Origin of the sequence: Pseudoalteromonas sp. GutCa3 (assembly GCF_002836155.1) — a bacterium.
Taxonomy (GTDB): Bacteria; Pseudomonadota; Gammaproteobacteria; order Enterobacterales; family Alteromonadaceae; genus Pseudoalteromonas; species Pseudoalteromonas arctica.
In genome coordinates this window covers 1-16,743 of sequence record NZ_PJBK01000082.1, presented here as the reverse complement: position 1 = coordinate 16,743, position 16,743 = coordinate 1, and the positions used below count along the sequence as shown (strand labels likewise).

At 39.6% G+C, this 16,743-nt stretch carries 15 protein-coding genes; 4 read left to right on the top strand and 11 right to left on the bottom strand.

All coding sequences use genetic code 11. From position 1 onward, the window contains the following. Window positions 1-109 precede the first annotated feature (109 nt). From CXF64_RS15300 to lptD, 8 genes are all read right to left on the bottom strand, one after another. The gene (locus CXF64_RS15300) at window positions 110-562 is read right to left on the bottom strand and encodes an REP-associated tyrosine transposase (RefSeq protein ID WP_076923743.1); all 453 of its coding nucleotides are present in this window, start codon (window positions 560-562) and stop codon (window positions 110-112) included. Between the two features lie 524 nt (window positions 563-1,086). Further along, window positions 1,087-3,102, bottom strand: coding sequence for a methyl-accepting chemotaxis protein (locus CXF64_RS15290; RefSeq protein ID WP_101163650.1), 2,016 nt, complete (start codon window positions 3,100-3,102; stop codon window positions 1,087-1,089). Between the two features lie 136 nt (window positions 3,103-3,238). Then, window positions 3,239-4,057 (bottom strand): symmetrical bis(5'-nucleosyl)-tetraphosphatase, encoded by an 819-nt coding sequence (locus CXF64_RS15285; protein ID WP_101217430.1) that lies wholly within the window; start codon window positions 4,055-4,057, stop codon window positions 3,239-3,241. Window positions 4,058-4,065: 8 nt separating this feature from the next. Next, the gene (gene apaG / locus CXF64_RS15280; protein WP_007585091.1) at window positions 4,066-4,455 is read right to left on the bottom strand and encodes a Co2+/Mg2+ efflux protein ApaG; all 390 of its coding nucleotides are present in this window, start codon (window positions 4,453-4,455) and stop codon (window positions 4,066-4,068) included. Further along, window positions 4,439-5,245, bottom strand: a complete 807-nt coding sequence (rsmA, locus tag CXF64_RS15275) for a 16S rRNA (adenine(1518)-N(6)/adenine(1519)-N(6))-dimethyltransferase RsmA (RefSeq protein ID WP_007585090.1) — start codon at window positions 5,243-5,245, stop codon at window positions 4,439-4,441. The genes apaG and rsmA overlap by 17 nt, the downstream gene beginning before the upstream one ends. Continuing rightward, entirely contained in the window at window positions 5,242-6,234 is a 993-nt protein-coding gene (pdxA, locus tag CXF64_RS15270; RefSeq protein WP_007585088.1) for a 4-hydroxythreonine-4-phosphate dehydrogenase PdxA, read from the bottom strand. Before pdxA ends, rsmA begins: the two co-directional genes overlap by 4 nt. Before the next feature lie 2 nt (window positions 6,235-6,236). Further along, window positions 6,237-7,532, bottom strand: a complete 1,296-nt coding sequence (surA, locus tag CXF64_RS15265; protein WP_007585086.1) for a peptidylprolyl isomerase SurA — start codon at window positions 7,530-7,532, stop codon at window positions 6,237-6,239. Between the two features lie 39 nt (window positions 7,533-7,571). Continuing rightward, window positions 7,572-9,824, bottom strand: a complete 2,253-nt coding sequence (lptD, locus tag CXF64_RS15260) for an LPS assembly protein LptD (RefSeq protein ID WP_101217429.1) — start codon at window positions 9,822-9,824, stop codon at window positions 7,572-7,574. Between the two features lie 111 nt (window positions 9,825-9,935). Here lptD and CXF64_RS15255 point away from each other — a divergent pair, with 111 nt between their 5' ends. The 3 genes from CXF64_RS15255 to djlA are packed head-to-tail and all read left to right on the top strand — an operon-like array spanning window position 9,936 to window position 12,488. Continuing rightward, complete coding sequence (locus CXF64_RS15255; protein WP_101217428.1) at window positions 9,936-10,937, top strand: aminoglycoside phosphotransferase family protein; 1,002 nt, start codon at window positions 9,936-9,938, stop codon at window positions 10,935-10,937. After that, window positions 10,934-11,590, top strand: coding sequence for an N-acetylmuramate alpha-1-phosphate uridylyltransferase MurU (gene murU / locus CXF64_RS15250; protein WP_101217427.1), 657 nt, complete (start codon window positions 10,934-10,936; stop codon window positions 11,588-11,590). Before CXF64_RS15255 ends, murU begins: the two co-directional genes overlap by 4 nt. Before the next feature lie 31 nt (window positions 11,591-11,621). Next, complete coding sequence (djlA, locus tag CXF64_RS15245; RefSeq protein WP_007585079.1) at window positions 11,622-12,488, top strand: co-chaperone DjlA; 867 nt, start codon at window positions 11,622-11,624, stop codon at window positions 12,486-12,488. On the opposite strand, the gene CXF64_RS15240 is transcribed toward djlA, so the two are convergent. From CXF64_RS15240 to rsuA, 3 genes are all read right to left on the bottom strand, one after another. Beyond that, complete coding sequence (locus CXF64_RS15240; protein ID WP_101217426.1) at window positions 12,471-13,418, bottom strand: DUF3530 family protein; 948 nt, start codon at window positions 13,416-13,418, stop codon at window positions 12,471-12,473. The two genes, djlA and CXF64_RS15240, sit on opposite strands and share 18 nt — an antisense overlap. Before the next feature lie 92 nt (window positions 13,419-13,510). Continuing rightward, window positions 13,511-14,164 (bottom strand): bifunctional tRNA pseudouridine(32) synthase/23S rRNA pseudouridine(746) synthase RluA, encoded by a 654-nt coding sequence (gene rluA, locus CXF64_RS15235; RefSeq protein WP_024589793.1) that lies wholly within the window; start codon window positions 14,162-14,164, stop codon window positions 13,511-13,513. A gap of 386 nt (window positions 14,165-14,550) precedes the next feature. After that, complete coding sequence (gene rsuA / locus CXF64_RS15230) at window positions 14,551-15,249, bottom strand: 16S rRNA pseudouridine(516) synthase RsuA (RefSeq protein WP_101217425.1); 699 nt, start codon at window positions 15,247-15,249, stop codon at window positions 14,551-14,553. A 59-nt stretch (window positions 15,250-15,308) separates the two neighbouring features. Here rsuA and zapE point away from each other — a divergent pair, with 59 nt between their 5' ends. Next, on the top strand, window positions 15,309-16,418 hold the full coding sequence (gene zapE, locus CXF64_RS15225) for a cell division protein ZapE (RefSeq protein WP_101217424.1): 1,110 nt from the start codon (window positions 15,309-15,311) through the stop codon (window positions 16,416-16,418). Window positions 16,419-16,743: the final 325 nt, after the last annotated feature.

Below are 16,743 nucleotides of genomic sequence, written 5' to 3'. Positions count from 1 at the left end.
TAGGTGAGGTTTTATACCTCGCTTTTGATAAAGTTAAGTTAGATGAGCGCGAAGTAAATTCGCACCTACAGGGTACATATATCGTAGGTGAGGTTTTATACCTCGCTTTTTATTTTATATAAATACAATCCCAGTAAGGGTATGAAGCAATTTTATCGACAATTTTAGCCCGCAAAGGATTAGCAATAATATATCTAGCATTGTTCAGTAAATCGTTTTCATTTTTAATCATGTGATCATAGTAGTTACGTTGCCATAATTTATACATACCTAAATCGTCACGGGTTACTTTAGAACAACGGCCTTTAAATAACTTAATTACATCGGACAGCGTTTTTTTATTTCCTAATTGAATTAGCCAATGTATATGATTTGGCATAATTACAAATGCTATTGTTTTAGCTGCTTCTTGCGTTTCTATCTTTTTCATTTCTGTGATTATCAAACGATTAATATCCATAGAAATAAATATGTTTTCTCTTTTGTGCGCCACTAGTGTGATTGAGTAAAATCGATTTGTTAATGATACTCTGCCTTTTCGTAATAAATCTGAACGATACATTTTTACATGCCTTCAGTACTTTTATTAAAGGTAGCAGATATTTCAAAATAAGAGAGCGCGAAGTAAATTCGCATCTACAGGGTGCATATATTGTAGGTGAGGTTTTACACCTCGCTTTTTATAAAGTTAAGTTAGATGAGCGCGAAGTAAATTCGCACCTACAGGGTGCATATATTGTAGGTGAGGTTTTACAACTCGATTTGGTGAAGTTGTATTGCATGAGCGTGAAGTAAATTCGCACCTACAGGTGGCATATATTATAGGTGAGGTTTTACACCTCGCTTTGGTAAAGTTAAGTTAGATGAGCGCGAAGTAAATTCGCATCGATAGGGGGTGTGTATTGTAGGTGAGGTTTTATACCTCGCTTTTTATAAAGTTAAGTTAGATAAGCGCGTAGTAAATTCGCATCGATAGGGTGTGTGTATGTTGTAGGCAAAGTTTTACATCTCACTTTTAAAGTCCTGATAAATAAAAACCCCGATGGTACATAGTACCATCGGGGTTTTTTAATCGTTTTAGTAAACCTAAACTTTAAATTCGTCTACCGACAAGCGTAGTTCTTCGGCAAGTTTTGCTACTTCTGAACTTGAAATGTTGGTTTGGTTTGCGCCTTCGGCTGTTTGCTCTGCTATGGCTACAATCGACTCAAGGCGTTCGCTAATTTCTTGTGCTACTTGTTGTTGCTCAAGTGCGGCGGTCGAAATTTCTTCACTTACATCGTGAGCTTGCGAAACCGCAAATGTAATTGAATCAAGTGCGCTACTTGCTAGGTCGGTTTGCTCAACACATGATACCGCACGTTGTTTACCTTTACTCATTGCCGTTACTGCGGCTTCAGCGCCTGTTTGTAGAGACTCAATCATTGATTGTATCTCTTGGGTCGACTCTTGAGTTTTACTCGCTAGAGAGCGTACTTCGTCAGCTACAACCGCAAAGCCTCGGCCATATTCACCAGCACGTGCAGCTTCAATTGCGGCATTTAGTGCAAGTAGGTTAGTTTGATCCGCTATGCCGCGTATTACATCTAAAATGCTGCCAATTGATGCGCTATCTTGATGTAGTTTATTAATTACTTGAGAGGCGTCGTCTACTTCACGTGCTAATTGCTCAATAGTGGCTTTATTGTTATTCGAAATACCTTTAACACGCTCAGCTTCTTTATCAGCATTTTTAATTTCGCTAAGTGCTTGTTGAGCGCTGTTGCTAACCGTTTGCGATGTACTGCTCATTTCGGTTGTTGCGGTTGCGGCTTGTTCAACTTGTGCTTGTTGGTTACGAATTGCTTGGCTTGATTCCGCTGTTATTGCAGATGTTTGTTCTGATGCTGCTGCTAGCTGAGTTGAGCGCGAAATAATGCCTTTAATTAGGCTGCGTAAGTTATCAATTAAGGTGTTACAACTTTTAGATAGTTCGCCAAATTCGTCTTTAGCGCTGTCGTCTAAACGTTGTGTCATGTCGCCACTGGCAACAATATCTAAAATTCGGTTAACTTCAGCAAGTGGTTTAGTAATACGGCTAACAGTAATAATAGCAATCGCTACAGCTAAAAGAGTGGCTATAATCATACCAACCCACGTCCATAAGTTTGCTGAGTCTACGTCGCTGCGCACGCCTTGCTGTAATTTAAACGCAACGTCACTTGCTTGATTAACTAACTCGTCAATTTGGTTAAGTGCCATTTTGGTGGCTTGCTCTGACTGTGCAAGCTCTGACTCTGTTAGCGTAATAGAGTCAATTAAACGCTTTTTGTTTGCAGCTAAACCACTACTACCTTTTATATTGTTTTCTAAAGTATCAACATTTTCTTTTAAGCTTGAGTATAAATCGCTGTGAGTTTGCTCAATAGCCGGTTTAATTAAGGCAATGGTACGTGTAACTTCTTCTAGGTAATAGGTTTGCTCGTTTTTAACAATATCGAGTGTATTAAGTGTTTTAACAGTTAGCATATCAGTGCTGTTACTTACCACTGACATAAAGTTATTTTCTAAATTGTTTGCAGCTTGATAAGCACGAGGGTGGTTTTGCTCAAAGCCATCAATGTCAATAATATCGAGTACAACAGAATTGGCATCTTCTGCACTTAGCTCTATATTTTCTAATTGTGCTTTTAATGTTTTGTTTAATGCTAGCTGTTTGCTTTTATCTTCTAGCAAGCTTTCAACTGTGCTTAAAAAGCTTAAGTAGGTTTTTTCTACATTTTGGCTACTTTGATTAAGCGTTGCATCATTTTTTACTACGTCTTGAAGTTCGCGATGAAGGGTATTGAATAACTGCTTTTGCTCAAGAACTTGTTTTTTAATGGGGGCTAGTTCATTTGCAGAGGTAGTGTAAAAACTCGCTTGAGCGGCTTTACTCATTAAAATAAATTCGGCTTGTAGTTCTGAGCTTTTATTTAGTGCTGGAAGTGATAGTTGGTTCACTTTTTGAGTAGAACGGTCAATATTTGCAATTTTTATTAAGGAGTTACCACCAATTATTAATAATAATAGTGTGATAAATATAAAACCACCCCAAATACGCTGGCTTACTGTCAGGTTCATAAGATTTCCACTCAAAAGTACTTCAATTAAGACTTATCGGCGTTTGTACCAATAAGTTAAGTAATTAAAATCAATTACTTTAACTAATTTTAACTATTAATTGATAAATCTAACAGATGTATTGTTTTTTTTCAGTTTATTTAGACGAAAGATGGGATTTTTCGATAATTACTTTTTTAGTACTTAGCTCCATTAGGGTCATGGTGTTACCCCATACACAGCCTGTATCTAAGGCGTGAACCCGTGGATTACCTGTCCTACCTTCAAGTGCTGCCCAGTGTCCAAAAATAATATCGTGTTTAATTTTAGCAATATTAGGATGGTTAAACCACGGTGTTAATGTTTGGCTATCGGTTATTGCACCCTTTGCATTAAGCTCGAGTTTGTTATCACTTGTTAAAAAGCGCATGCGGGTAAAATAGTTAACTATGTATCTAAACTTTGCAAAGTCATCAAGATTGCTTGACCATTGCTCCGGGTGAGGCTGATACATGTGTTCAAAAAACGCTTTAGCGTTATTTGATTGATAACAGCTTTGTGCAAATTGCGCGTGTTTAAGCGCATTTTCAATAGACCAGTCGGGGTTTAATCCGGCATGAGATATAAAACAGTTATGTTTTATAAGCTCTAAGGCCAATGGTTGGGTTTGTAAAAAGGCGATGTAACGCGCTAATTTTGGGCTTTCAAATATTGGGTTTAGTTTATCTTTTGGATTGGTAGGTTTGTTAAGGAAGTAGCAGGCAACCATGTGAAGGTCGTGATTGCCTAAAGTGATGGTCATGCTATTTTGATGTTGGTAAATATAGTCTAAGCAGGCTAGGGAGTCTGGCCCACGGGCAACTATGTCGCCAACTAAATAAAGGTGATCTTTGCTTGGGTTAAAATCAACTCGTTGCAAAAGGGTGTTAAATTCACTAAAACACCCTTGTAAATCACCTATCGCATAATCTGCCATTTAAGTGCTTAATGCAAAATATTAGGACAAGCCAAACGAAACACATTAATAGGCGCCTGAAACTCAGAGCCAAATTCGTTGCGTAACGTGTAATGGCCTTGCATTGTGCCTACAGGTGTATCTAAAATTGCACCGCTGGTGTATTTATAGCTTTCGCCTGGGCCAATGTCTGGCATTTCGCCAACAACGCCTTCACCTTCTACTACCACTTCTTTGCCATTTGCATCGGTAATTAACCAATAGCGGCTCAGTAATTTTGCACTACATAAACTATGGTTTTTAATCGTTACTGAGTAAGCAAATACGTATTTTTCAAGCTCAGGTTGAGATTGACCTTCTACGTAAAATGTTTCTACAGACACCTTTACAGGCGATCCAATATTACTGCTTGTTGTCATAAATCCAGTTAGCTATATCAATAAATTGTTGTAAAGATAAGCGCTCAGCACGCAGCGTTATATCAATGCCAATGCTAGTAAGCTCTTCAGCAGTTAGTAAATTACCTAAACTGTTACGCAGTGTTTTACGGCGTTGATTAAAGGCTTCTAAACACACTGTGTTTAATATTTTAACGCTTTTTGCTGTACGTTGCTCTGGCTTTTTAGGTATTAAACGTATAACAGCAGAGTCAACTTTTGGCGCTGGTTTAAAGCACTCAGGTGGTACTTCAACAACCGGCATTGCATTACAGTAGTATTGAGTCATTACGCTTAAGCGGCCAAATGTTTTACTACCTGGGCCTGCTACCATGCGTTTTACTACTTCTTTTTGAAGCATAAAGTGCATGTGCTCAATATGATCTGAAAATTCAAAAAGATGAAACAATAACGGTGTCGAAATATTGTAAGGTAGATTACCAAACACTTTTAATTTTTTGTCATCGCGAACCAAACTTGCAAAGTCAAACGTCATTGCATCGCCTTGGTTAACGGTTAATTTAGGACCCAAAAATGGGTGTTCAATTAATCGTTGCGCTAAATCTTTATCTAATTCAACAACCGTTAAATGGCCGCTTAATTCGGCTACTGGCTCAGTAATTGCGCCAAGGCCTGGGCCAATTTCTACTAGGTTGTCTTCTGGTTTAGGATCGATCGCAGAGACTATTTTATCGATAATAGATTCATCAAATAAAAAGTTTTGCCCAAAACGCTTACGAGCGCGGTGTCCTAAATGTACTTTATCGGTCATTGATTTTGTGCTTTTTCTTGGGCGAGCTTAATTGCTTCGCGGATCGCTAATTCAAAACTGCCAACGTCAGCTGTACCAGTCCCTGCTAAATCGAGTGCAGTACCGTGGTCAACTGATGTGCGGATAAATGGTAAGCCAAGGGTAATATTTACCGATTTACCAAATCCTTTGTATTTTAGCACAGGTAATCCCTGATCGTGATACATAGCAAGCACTGCATCTGCTTCAGATAGGTATTTATCTTGAAATAAGGTATCGGCCGGTAGTGGGCCAATTAAATTCATACCTTCGCTTCTAAGTATCTCAAGCGTTGGCGTGATTGTTTCTATTTCTTCACGACCTAAATGGCCATCTTCACCTGCATGCGGGTTTAAACCACACACTAAAATACGTGGTTTTTCTATACCAAACTTAGTTTGTAAGTCGTGATTTAAAATACCCGCTACTTTAGTTAAACGCTCAGGTGTAATGGCACGCGATACATAAGCAAGTGGAATATGCGTGGTTACAAGTGCAACGCGTAAGCCCTCTGTTGCAAGCATCATAACTACATCAGCAGTATTTGATTGCTGCGCAAAATACTCAGTGTGCCCACTAAACGAAATACCTGCTTTGTTAATTATGCCTTTGTGAACCGGGCCCGTAACGACTGCATCGAAGGTGCCATCCATGTTTTTTTCGCTTGCTATACGCAAGGTATCTAACACGTATTGTCCGTTACCGTCGTTTAGTACGCCAAGTTCTACATCAACCCCTAAATCAACCTGATGAATATACAAGCTGCCAGCAGGTGCTGCGATGGCGGGGGCATTATCATCAAATTTAATTAAGTTTATTGTTAAGCCTAAATGTTTTGCACGCTCTTTTAATAGCTTGCCATCGGCAATCGCTATAAGCTGAACATCCCACGCTTGCTGAGCAAGCGTGAGTAGCAAATCTGGGCCAATACCGGCGGGTTCACCCGGTGTAATAGCAATTCTTAGGGTCATATTTATTGGTCTGCTGTGAAAATTTCAACGTGAGCTTGCTCGCGCATTTCTTGCTGCCAGTTAAAGCTTTCTTCCTTAAATTTACGGTTAAACAACATACCGTGAGCACGGTTACGTTTAGCTAGCTCAGTTTTATCAGCTACACGTTTACCAAGTAACTGCACAATATGCCAACCAAACTGTGTTCTAAACGGTTCGCTTATTTCGTCTTGCTTAAGAGAAAGCAATGTATCTTTAAACGCAGGTACGTAGGTAGTTGGATCTGTCCAATCGTACTCGCCACCTTTAAGTGCAGAGCCTGGATCTTCTGAGTACTCTTTAGCTAACTTTCCAAAGTCAGCAGTGCCTGCGCGTAAGTCTTTTGCAAAGCCTGCAAGCATTGAGCGTGCTTTTTCTTCACTTAAAATAATTGAAGGTTTAATTAGTATATGGCGTGAACGCACTTCTGTTGTTTCTACAACTTGTAAACCACGAACATCTTGTACTTTAATGATATGAAAACCAGCACCAGAGCGAAGAGGGCCAACAATAGCGCCTTTCTTTTGGCCTTTTACTGCTTCAGCAAAAAGCGATGGCATTTCGTTAATGCCCATGTAACCAAGCTGTCCACCTTCAAGTGCTTTAGAGCCGCTTGATGATGAAATAGCAATACGCTTAAATTCTTGGCCATCGTTTAATAGCTCAATAACTTTATCTGCGCGTGTTTTTGCGCCAGCAATTTCGTCAGCGTTCGCATCGTTAGGGATATCTATTAAAATATGACCAATGTCGTACTCTTCAGCACTTTGACCTTGGGTTTCCATAATTTTTAAAAGGTTATCAACTTCTTGTTCGCTAATATAAATACGGCGATCGACGCTTGCACGTGTTACTTGCTGCGTTGTAATTTCTTTACGAATTTCTTCACGGTAAGCTTGAAAGCTTTCGCCCGAACCTTCAATAGTACGGCGTAAATCGGCAATTGTACCGCCTTGCTCTTGCGCCATGCTTGCAAGAGTTTGATCGAGTTGGCTGTCTGAGATTTGTAACCCCATACGTTCAGCCATTTGTATCATAAGGGCTTGATTAACTAAACGCTCAACAGCTTGTACACGAAGAGTTTCATCTTTTGGTAATTGCTGGTTTTGTTCTTCGGCTTGCTTTTTAACACGATTAATAATGGTGTCTACTTCGCTTTTTAAAATTACGCCTTGGTTTACAACGCCAATAACTTTATCTATTTCTACTGGTGCGGCCATTGCACTTTGACAAAGGCTGGCACTTAAAACTGCTGATGTTAATAATTTTTTTAAATTCATATTCTTTTTACTACTCTTGCTGATAGTACTGTTGTGATACTAGTTACTAAGAAAATACGGTCTACGATAGCCAAAAATACCTTGTTGTAATAATTTTTGTGCATCATAACGGCTTTTACTGCCAAGTCCTTTTAATACAAAATTCAAACTAATACCTGAATCAAAAGTTGCTTGTTCTTGGCCTATTGATTGATTTAAATCTGTTTCAATTTGGCGGTGCCCAGTAATTTGGATAGCCCAACAGCATGATTCATACTGTAATCCGCTCAATACTTCGATACTTCTGTTGTTTTCAAGATCTCGATGATAGCTTGCAATAAATTGCCATTCGTCGCTAATAGGAATACTTGTAAATACACCTGCTTGCTCGATTGTATTTCCTGAGACATCATTTGCATAGCGATGGTTCAATTGTACTAGCTGATTATTATCACCTTTATAATCAAGTGTTACATTTGACTGTACCATTTGCTTGCCATCTGTATCGTATTGAATACCTCCAGCGAGGTACCAACGGCGGTGCCAATGTAACATGGTTTGAGCTGCGAATAGTGCATTATAATTAGTGTCTGAGTTTAAGCCTTGCTCTGTTGGCTTGGCATCGTCACTTAAATAAAATATTTGGCCGGCACTAAAATTAAATACTTCTTCTTGTTTTTTATCAAATAGGCGCGTTGTCGCACCTAAAGTAAACTGATTCGCTGCTGCTATGCGGTCAACACCCGAAAAGCGCACATCTCTAAATAAACCATAATAATCGTCTTGTAACTTGGTTGTATCAAACAAGCCAATGTCTGACTGGTCTTTATTAGGTGTATATAAATATTGAATTTGCGGCTCTAGCGTTTGTATAGCATCTTCAAAAAAGTAAGATGCGTCACGCTCAAAATTAAGCTGAGAATACAAACGTACTTTAGGAATAGTACGCGATACGGTATCGCTGTATTGTGTGCCTGTTAAGTTTCCGCTTTGCTTATAATTAGTTTGCAATAGGCTCACTTCAGATAAAAATGACCACGCATGCGTTGCGTAGTTGTAGCGTGCTTTAGGCTCTACGTGTACACGAGTTGCGCTGTCTATGGCCACTTCTGATGAATCATTAGTAAAATGGCTAATCTCGCCCGACACACTAAAATCAAAATTATCAAAACGCCAAGGCGCAGTTTGCGTAAAATTAATTTGTGGTATTGCAGTGTATGACTCTAAGTGATCGCCCAATACTTCAAAATTTTGTACTTTAATATCGGTGCGCCATGTTTCACCTAAATGAGTAAGTGAACCGGTACGATACAACTGAGTATCGGTTTTACTGGCGTAATTTGAGCTTAAATCGGTGATGTAGTTATCATCGCTTACATTGGTTACATCAACGTTTGCGCGCCAGTTTTCACCTAGGTAACTTTGCTGTTGCCAATGAAACATATAGCGTTCATTCAAATCTGGCTCAGAATCATCACTATCTAAATATTCAATTCCTACTAAGCCTTCGTGTTGCTCTGTTAGGTATCTAAATTCTGTTTGTAGTTGCAGCCCTTTATTAGACATATAACGAGGCGTAATAGTGGCATCAAAATTAGGTGCAATATTTAAATAGTACGGCGTAATTGTTTCAAGGCCGTATTTATCAGAGCTTGAAATAGTCGGGGTAAGTAAACCCGATTTACGGCGTTCATCCAGCGGAAATGTAAAATAAGGTAAATATAAAACCGGTGTATCGAGAATACGTAATACGGCGTTATATGTTTCGCCCCAACCTTCTTCGCGTGAAAGGTTTATTTCGTCAGCTTCAATTTCCCATACTGGGGTGTCACTTGGGCAAGTAGTAAAGCTTGCATTCATGAGTAATAGGCCAGACTGATTAACAGTGAGCTTTTCAGCGCCGCCTTTACCTTGTTGTTCGGTTAGGCTGTAGTCGGCGCCTAACAAACTGACTTCTGAATTATTTAAATCGGCATTTAATCCGGTGCTGTTTACTTTACTTACGTAATCTTGATAAGTAATTGGCCCCGTTGCATTTAATAAACCACGCTGTTTGTCTATCAACGCAGTTTGTGCGGACAAACTCATCTTAAGGGTGTTAATATCAACATTGCCGGTAAATTCAGCGCTTTGAGTGCCAAGTAGCTCAACATCGTCAGCTTGAATATCAACTTCACCAAGGTTAAGGCCTTTAAGTGGTTGCCAAGCTCTGGTTTGCATTGAAATGCCACAAAGGTTGTGTGCCAGTTCAGTTTCGGCAAGCGATGGTGCGCTAACTACGCTTAGCATCAATATGCCCCAGGTTTTGCTCATTTATCGACCTTAATACTGTGTGTTTAATATAATATACACATAATAAAGGAAAATAATGGCAATTACAGTAATTGACCTAATTAACTTAGTGAAAAATAGATATCTTATAAAATGACACGCTTTGAGAATTTACAACAATTTATAAACATACACCTTAATGCCAAGTCGCATACTTTAAACGCGATCACGGGTGATGCTAGCTTTCGCCGTTATTACCGTTTAAATCACGATAATAAGCATTTAATAGTGATGGACTCAGATCCAAAAAAAGTAAATAACGAACCTTACATTTCGCTAAATCAGGTGTTTGTTGAGCAAGGTTTTTTACTTCCCACTATTATTGCAAGTGATGAGAAACAGGGTTTTTTTGTTCTTAGTGATTTAGGGAGTACGCACCTAGCTGACATGCTTGATGATGCAAACCGCACCGAGCACTATCAAGCACTAATTAGTTTAAGCGCTCAATGGGCAAAAACGCCCGCAGCTCCTGCTATGCAAGCGTACAACGAAGATTTTATAACACTAGAGCTTGATATATTTAGCCAGTGGTTAGTGAGTGACTTTATTAATGAGCCACTAAGCGCAGAACAAAACGTAATGTGGCAAACAAGTTCAGCGCTATTAATAAAGGCCATGCTTGAGCAACCCACTGTTACCGTTCATCGCGATTACCATAGCCGTAATATTATGAACAGTAACGGCCAGTGGGCAATTATAGATTATCAAGATGCTGTACGCGGGCCGCTTTGCTACGATTTAGTATCGCTACTACGCGATTGCTACTTTAAACTGCCTCAAAAAGAGTTAACAAGCTTGCTTGATTTTGCTTATCAAGAATTTACAGCTCAAAATTTACTGGCTAATACTTCATTTGATGAGTTTAAATATTGGTTTGATTTAACCGGATTACAGCGCCACTTAAAAGCTGCGGGTATATTTTGCCGATTGTATTTACGCGATGGTAAAACAGGTTATTTAGATAATATTTTACCGACGCTTGATTACATTATTGAAGTAGCAGCAAATTACCCAGAGCTTAAAGCATTGAGTGAGTGGACAAAAAATACCATAGTGCCAAAAGTGACTGAAAAGTTGGCAAAGGAGCGCTCATGAAAGCGATGATTTTAGCTGCAGGGCGCGGGCAAAGAATGATGCCGCTAACGCAAAATATGCCAAAGCCAATGTTAAAAGTGGCACAAAAACCACTTATTGAGCACCATATAAATAACCTTAAAGCTGCCGGCATTACCGATATTGTAATAAACCTTGCGTGGCAGGGTGATAAAATAAAAGACTACTTTAAAGATGGCAGTCAATTTGGTGTAAATATACTTTACAGCCAAGAAGTTGAAGGTGGCCTTGAAACTGCCGGCGGTATTATTGAAGCGTTAACGCTGTTGGGTGACTCGTTCATTGTAGTAAATGGCGATGTATACACCGATTATGATGTAAGTGCGCTAATGCAACTTCATTTACAGCCCGGTGAGGCGCACATAGTGCTTATAGAAAACCCGCCACACAATCCGAACGGCGACTTTGCATTGAGTCATTTGCCGGCCGAGAGTCAAAAATATACATTTTCAGGGATTGGCCGGTATCAGGCTGATTTTTTTAAAGGCTTAAAGCAAGGTATTCGCCCTTTAGGGCCTATTTTACGTGAAAAGCTAAATGAACATTTAGTCTCTACTGAGCTCTATATAGGGCAGTGGGATGACATTGGTACACCAGAGCGTTTAAACCAATTAAACACGCGCCTTGAGGCGTAATAACTCAATTTTTAAGAAGGCAGTATTATAGATGTGGGGAAAAATTCTCGGTTTTTGTTTTGGCTTTATGTTTGGCAAAATATTTGGTGCCATTTTAGGTTTATACCTAGGTCATTTATTTGATAAAAGCTTAAAAAATAACTTTGATAAAGCAGGCGGCTTTTCTAGCTTATTTAGTGGTGACGATGTTCACGAGCGCCAAGCTTTATTCTTTTCAAGTTGCTTTGCTGTCATGGGGCACATTGCCAAGTCGAACGGTCGAGTCAGCGAAGTACATATAAAAGCGGCTAACTTGTTTATGGATGAAATGGGCTTAAAGGGCGAAGAACGCCGTGAAGCACAGCATGCATTTCAGTCAGGTAAAGAGAGCGACTTTTCACTTAAAGAAACAGTACACGATTTTAAAGAACGCTTTGCTAAACGAAACGATCTAATACAGTTATTTTTAGAAATACAAATTCAAATGGCGTTTTCTGACGGGGTATTAGCCGAACAAGAAAAGCAATTATTAGCAGAAGTAAGTAAACAGCTAGGCATTTCTAAAACACACTTTGCATTTGTATTAAAGCGCTACCAAGCTGAGTTTAACTTTAGAAAGCAACAACAGCGCTTTAATCAGCAGCAACAAAACCAAGGTCAAAGTAGTAGTTACCGTGAAGGTTCTGGCCACCATGTACCGCCAAATAATAATATGAACCGTGCGCAAGCATTGGCGTTATTAGGCTTAAGTAGCGATGCAACGCAGCGTGATATAAAAGTAGCGTACCGTAAACTTATGTCGCAACACCACCCTGATAAGTTAGTGTCGCAAGGCCTACCAAAGCACATGATGGAACTAGCTGTTAAAAAGAGCCAAGATATTCAAGCTGCTTATGAGTATTTAAAAAAGTCGGCGTAAAAAGCCGTCTATTTCTTTTGTTAGGCGTGCGTGTTGATCGGGTTGATCGCGCAGGCCAAACAACTGACGTTGGCGGTAATCAAACTTTGCATTTCGGTCAACCCAGCGCTGACGATTTTTAAGGCTCATTAAAATGTCTGTGCTGTCATTAGCATAGTAAATATCAAGTAAGGCGGGTGTAACAAGTGACGCTGTTTGGCTCAAGCTTTCGTTACGCTTGGTATTAGGTAAGTAACTACTTAAACTGATAAATGCCTCAACTCTCTCGTCCGGAAAGTCTGCATAGTACTCCAACAACACACCCGCACTCGTGCCTTGTGCTATAACCACTATATTACTCGAATCTTCCATAGCGGTTTGATACAGCGCATTAAAACGAGAGATGAGATTTATTTTATAGTTATCAAGTATGTCGTCAGTTACTTTTTCAATTGCATTAACGTAATGAGGTTCTTCTTTTATTTTTGCAGGCTGTGGTTGTGTGTTTGTTGTATCGGGTGATGCAGGTTCCTCGGCTTTACTCGGCGCAGCTTCGGTTTCGCTGGGCATTGCTTCGGCCATTTTACTTGCTTGCCAATCAATGTCGGGTACTGTCATTGCGTAGGTGCTGTAGCCTAAATAATTAAGCTCTTTACGTAAGTAGCTCATACCTGAATTATTGGTAGGTGAAGAGTGCCAATCGGGTATAAGTATTACGATACCTCTAAAATTACTACTCATATACTCGCTGTAAAGGCTTAAAAATTCTGTTTCACCCGCCAATATAGGCTTTATTTCATCGCTTGGAAGTAGTCGCTCAATGTCGCTATTTTCAATACTTGATAGGCTAGGTGGGGCGATATGTTCCGCCGCGCTGATAGGGTTAGCTAAAAGTAGCGCACAGCTGAGCTGTATATAAAAAGCGCCTTTTAAAAACCGTGTAAATATCATAACGCACCTAACTAATGACAATTAGTTAGGTATCGGCAAGGTTATCTAAAAGTTTAATAGATAGAGCGAATTAGCTAGTAACTTTGAACCTGTTAAAACTCTAATTCGGCTTCAAAAGTAAGTACTTGCTCAGTTACAGGGTGCTTTAATTGCAGCATTTGTGCATGTAATTGTAAGCGAGGAGCGGCAGCAAGTGCCTCTTTGTGGGCGTAAAGTCTATCACCTAAAATAGGATGACCAAGGCTTAACATATGCACACGTAGTTGATGCGAGCGACCAGTGATGGGGGTTAGCTCTACACGGGTTGCATTTTCTTCACGCTCAAGTATTTTGAAATGCGTAAGCGAAGGTTTACCTCTGTCGTGATCAACCATTTGTTTTGGGCGATTAGGCCAATCACAAATAAGGGGTAAATCTACTGATCCTGTTTCAGCTTCAAGTTGTCCGTATACACGTGCTATGTAACGTTTAGCTGTTTCGCGCTCTTGAAACTGCATACTTAAATGTCTGTGCGCTGCTTTATTCATGGCAAGGCACAGTATGCCAGAAGTTGCCATATCTAAGCGGTGCACTATTCTCGCTGTTGGAAAAACACGATTAACACGATTAATTAAGCTGTCGGCATGTTTAGGATCTTTACCTGGGACAGTTAATAACTCACTTGGTTTATTAACTATCAGTAAGTCGTCATCCTGAAAAAGTATTGTTAAATACGGACTCATAGGGGGATTGTAGTTAACTAACACGGCCGACCTTAGTAATTTTGAAGGTCGCTATTTTAGTAGAGCAGGCCAACAGGCTCAAGTAAAAGTTTGGCTATATTGTTTTAGTTAGGGCGTGTTGAACGTTGGTGGTTGAATTTGCAGTAGTATGTTTGGTTTTTAGGCAAGGCAGAGCCTATGTAGTGTGGTTATTCCCCATAATTAGGCGATAACGCAGCATAAATGCCAAACATGCTCTGCCCTTTGGGTTCTTTCTAGGGGCGATTAACTCTTTGTTGCTCGATTTTTACTTAGCCCACTAGGTTACAAACCTCGCGCCGCGATTAAATCGCCCCTAGATTGAACAAATTTCAATCCACAAAGTTCAACACGCCCTAGTATATCCAAGCCTTAGCTCCTTTAAAGCACTTTTATAGCTTAATTTCTTGCGCTGTTAATAATCGATATTCACCACTGGCCAAGTTTTCATCTAGGATAATTCCCGCAATCTGCTCGCGATGCAGCTCAACTACTTTGTTATCTACCGCGTAAAGCATACGCTTAACTTGATGATACTTTCCTTCACTTATTGATAAACGCAGGCCGTAATTAGCAAGTCTCTCTGCTATAGCTGGGCGGGTTAAATCTTTTTCGTTATGCAGCATGACGCCTGTTCGTAATTGCTCAAGTGCTTCATCGGTAATGGGCTCTTGGGTTTCGACTAGGTAGGTTTTAAATTTATTGCTTTTAGGAGACGTAATTTTATGTGACCAATCGCCATCATTAGTAATAATAACTAACCCTGTGGTGTCTATATCAAGACGACCTGCTACGTGAAAGTCGCTCATATTTGGCTCATCAAGTAAGTCAAAAACAGTTTTATGTAGCTCGTCACTGTTAGCACATACATAGCCAACAGGTTTATTTAGCATGTAATAGCGCTTACCTAAAAATACCAAAGGTGTACCTTGGTACAGTACTTCATCTTGCTGAGCTAGCTGAAAATTATGTGATGTGATTGCTTCGCCATTAACGCTTACTTCTTTTCGCTTAATACTCGCGCGAGCTTGGGTACGCGGTATTTCAGCTAAGTGGCTAATAAATTTATCTAAGCGGCAAGGGAATTTCATTTTGGTTCACATTTTTAGTCGGCTACAATAGGCGCGATTATAGCCGATAGTGAAATACCATGACAGTGCACAGCACACAAATTTTAAGCCTTTACCAAGCAAAAATAGACACGGGTGAACTGTGTTTTGATGCTGCGCAGCAAAATGCAGTGGAAGCTTTAAATACGCTAAGCGAGCAACTTCAAGCTCACACATCGTGGTGGCAAAAAGCGCCCTTAATAAAAGGCATTTATTTATATGGACCCGTAGGACGCGGTAAATCCATGTTAATGGATTTATTTTATAAAAACCTACCTATTGAGCAAAAGCAGCGACTGCATTTTCATCATTTTATAGCACAAGTGCATACCCAACTTTCGCAGCTACAAGGTCAAAAAAATCCACTTATTCTAATTGCAAAACAGTGGGCTAAAAATATTCGAGTACTGTGTTTTGACGAGTTTTTTGTGAGCGACATTGGCGATGCCATGATTATGGCCAGATTGTTCAATGCGTTGTTTGAACAAGGTGTTGTGCTGGTGGCCACATCGAACGCAAAGCCAGAGCAGCTTTATTACAACGGCCTGCAACGGGCGCGATTTTTACCTACTATCGATTTAATTAATAACCATTGCCATATAATTAACGTGGCAGGGGAGGACGATCACCGTTTTAGATATGGTAAAAACAGTCGTCACTATTTTATTAATTTATCAAATCACGATTTTGAAAGTAAGTTTTTAGCTTCGTATCCGGCTGTAACATGCAGCAATACAGTTAGTGTGCATGGGCGCAATTTACCTTATTTATTAAGAGCAGATAACGCCTTGATGATTGATTTTATGGCGCTATGCTCAGGCCCACGCAGTGCTAACGATTATATGTTTTTGGCAACCAAATTTGATGTGTTATATGTATCGAACGTGCCGCAAATGGGTGTTAAAGCAACGGGTAAAGTTATTGTTCACGGTATAGAAGATAGCTACCAACGCGAAAAACAAACACTTGATGAGCATACCTTTGACGACGAAGCACGGCGCTTTATTGCCTTAGTAGATGAGTTTTACGATTGCCATAAATTGCTAGTGATAAATGCGCAAACTGACATTGAACATTTATATAAAGGTAAAAAGTTGAGCTTTGAATATGCACGCACACAATCACGCATAGTCGAAATGCAAAATTGGTAACGCTTTAATATATATTGTAAACGAGCTTGCTCACGTGAGAAGCGTGAGCTTCTTTTTAGCCTCTTTGTGAATAAATCACTTAAAAACTTATTGCACAAAGAGAAGTAAAATAGAAGTAAATGAGAAGACATAAAACAATAGTAATTATGTATTTTTACTTCTCTAAAGCGCAGCGCCCTCTAAACCTCTTTGTGAACAAATTACTTAAAAACTTATTGCACAAAGAGAAGTAAAATAGGAGTAAATGAGAAGACATAAAACAATAGTAATTATGTATTTTTACTTCTCTAAAGCGCAGCGCCTTCTAAACCTCTTTGTGAACAAA

Bases quoted from the DNA above. Each gene is read 5' to 3' on its own strand.
- rsmA (WP_007585090.1), bottom strand. From the start codon at position 5,245: ATGACCGATAAAGTACATTTAGGACACCGCGCTCGTAAGCGTTTTGGG.
- lptD (WP_101217429.1), bottom strand. From the start codon at position 9,824: ATGAGCAAAACCTGGGGCATATTGATGCTAAGCGTAGTTAGCGCACCA.
- CXF64_RS15255 (WP_101217428.1), top strand. From the start codon at position 9,936: ATGACACGCTTTGAGAATTTACAACAATTTATAAACATACACCTTAAT.
- djlA (WP_007585079.1), top strand. From the start codon at position 11,622: ATGTGGGGAAAAATTCTCGGTTTTTGTTTTGGCTTTATGTTTGGCAAA.
- surA (WP_007585086.1), bottom strand. From the start codon at position 7,532: ATGAATTTAAAAAAATTATTAACATCAGCAGTTTTAAGTGCCAGCCTT.
- pdxA (WP_007585088.1), bottom strand. From the start codon at position 6,234: ATGACCCTAAGAATTGCTATTACACCGGGTGAACCCGCCGGTATTGGC.
- murU (WP_101217427.1), top strand. From the start codon at position 10,934: ATGAAAGCGATGATTTTAGCTGCAGGGCGCGGGCAAAGAATGATGCCG.
- CXF64_RS15300 (WP_076923743.1), bottom strand. From the start codon at position 562: ATGTATCGTTCAGATTTATTACGAAAAGGCAGAGTATCATTAACAAAT.
- apaG (WP_007585091.1), bottom strand. From the start codon at position 4,455: ATGACAACAAGCAGTAATATTGGATCGCCTGTAAAGGTGTCTGTAGAA.
- rsuA (WP_101217425.1), bottom strand. From the start codon at position 15,249: ATGAAATTCCCTTGCCGCTTAGATAAATTTATTAGCCACTTAGCTGAA.
- CXF64_RS15240 (WP_101217426.1), bottom strand. From the start codon at position 13,418: ATGATATTTACACGGTTTTTAAAAGGCGCTTTTTATATACAGCTCAGC.
- CXF64_RS15290 (WP_101163650.1), bottom strand. From the start codon at position 3,102: ATGAACCTGACAGTAAGCCAGCGTATTTGGGGTGGTTTTATATTTATC.
- zapE (WP_101217424.1), top strand. From the start codon at position 15,309: ATGACAGTGCACAGCACACAAATTTTAAGCCTTTACCAAGCAAAAATA.
- CXF64_RS15285 (WP_101217430.1), bottom strand. From the start codon at position 4,057: ATGGCAGATTATGCGATAGGTGATTTACAAGGGTGTTTTAGTGAATTT.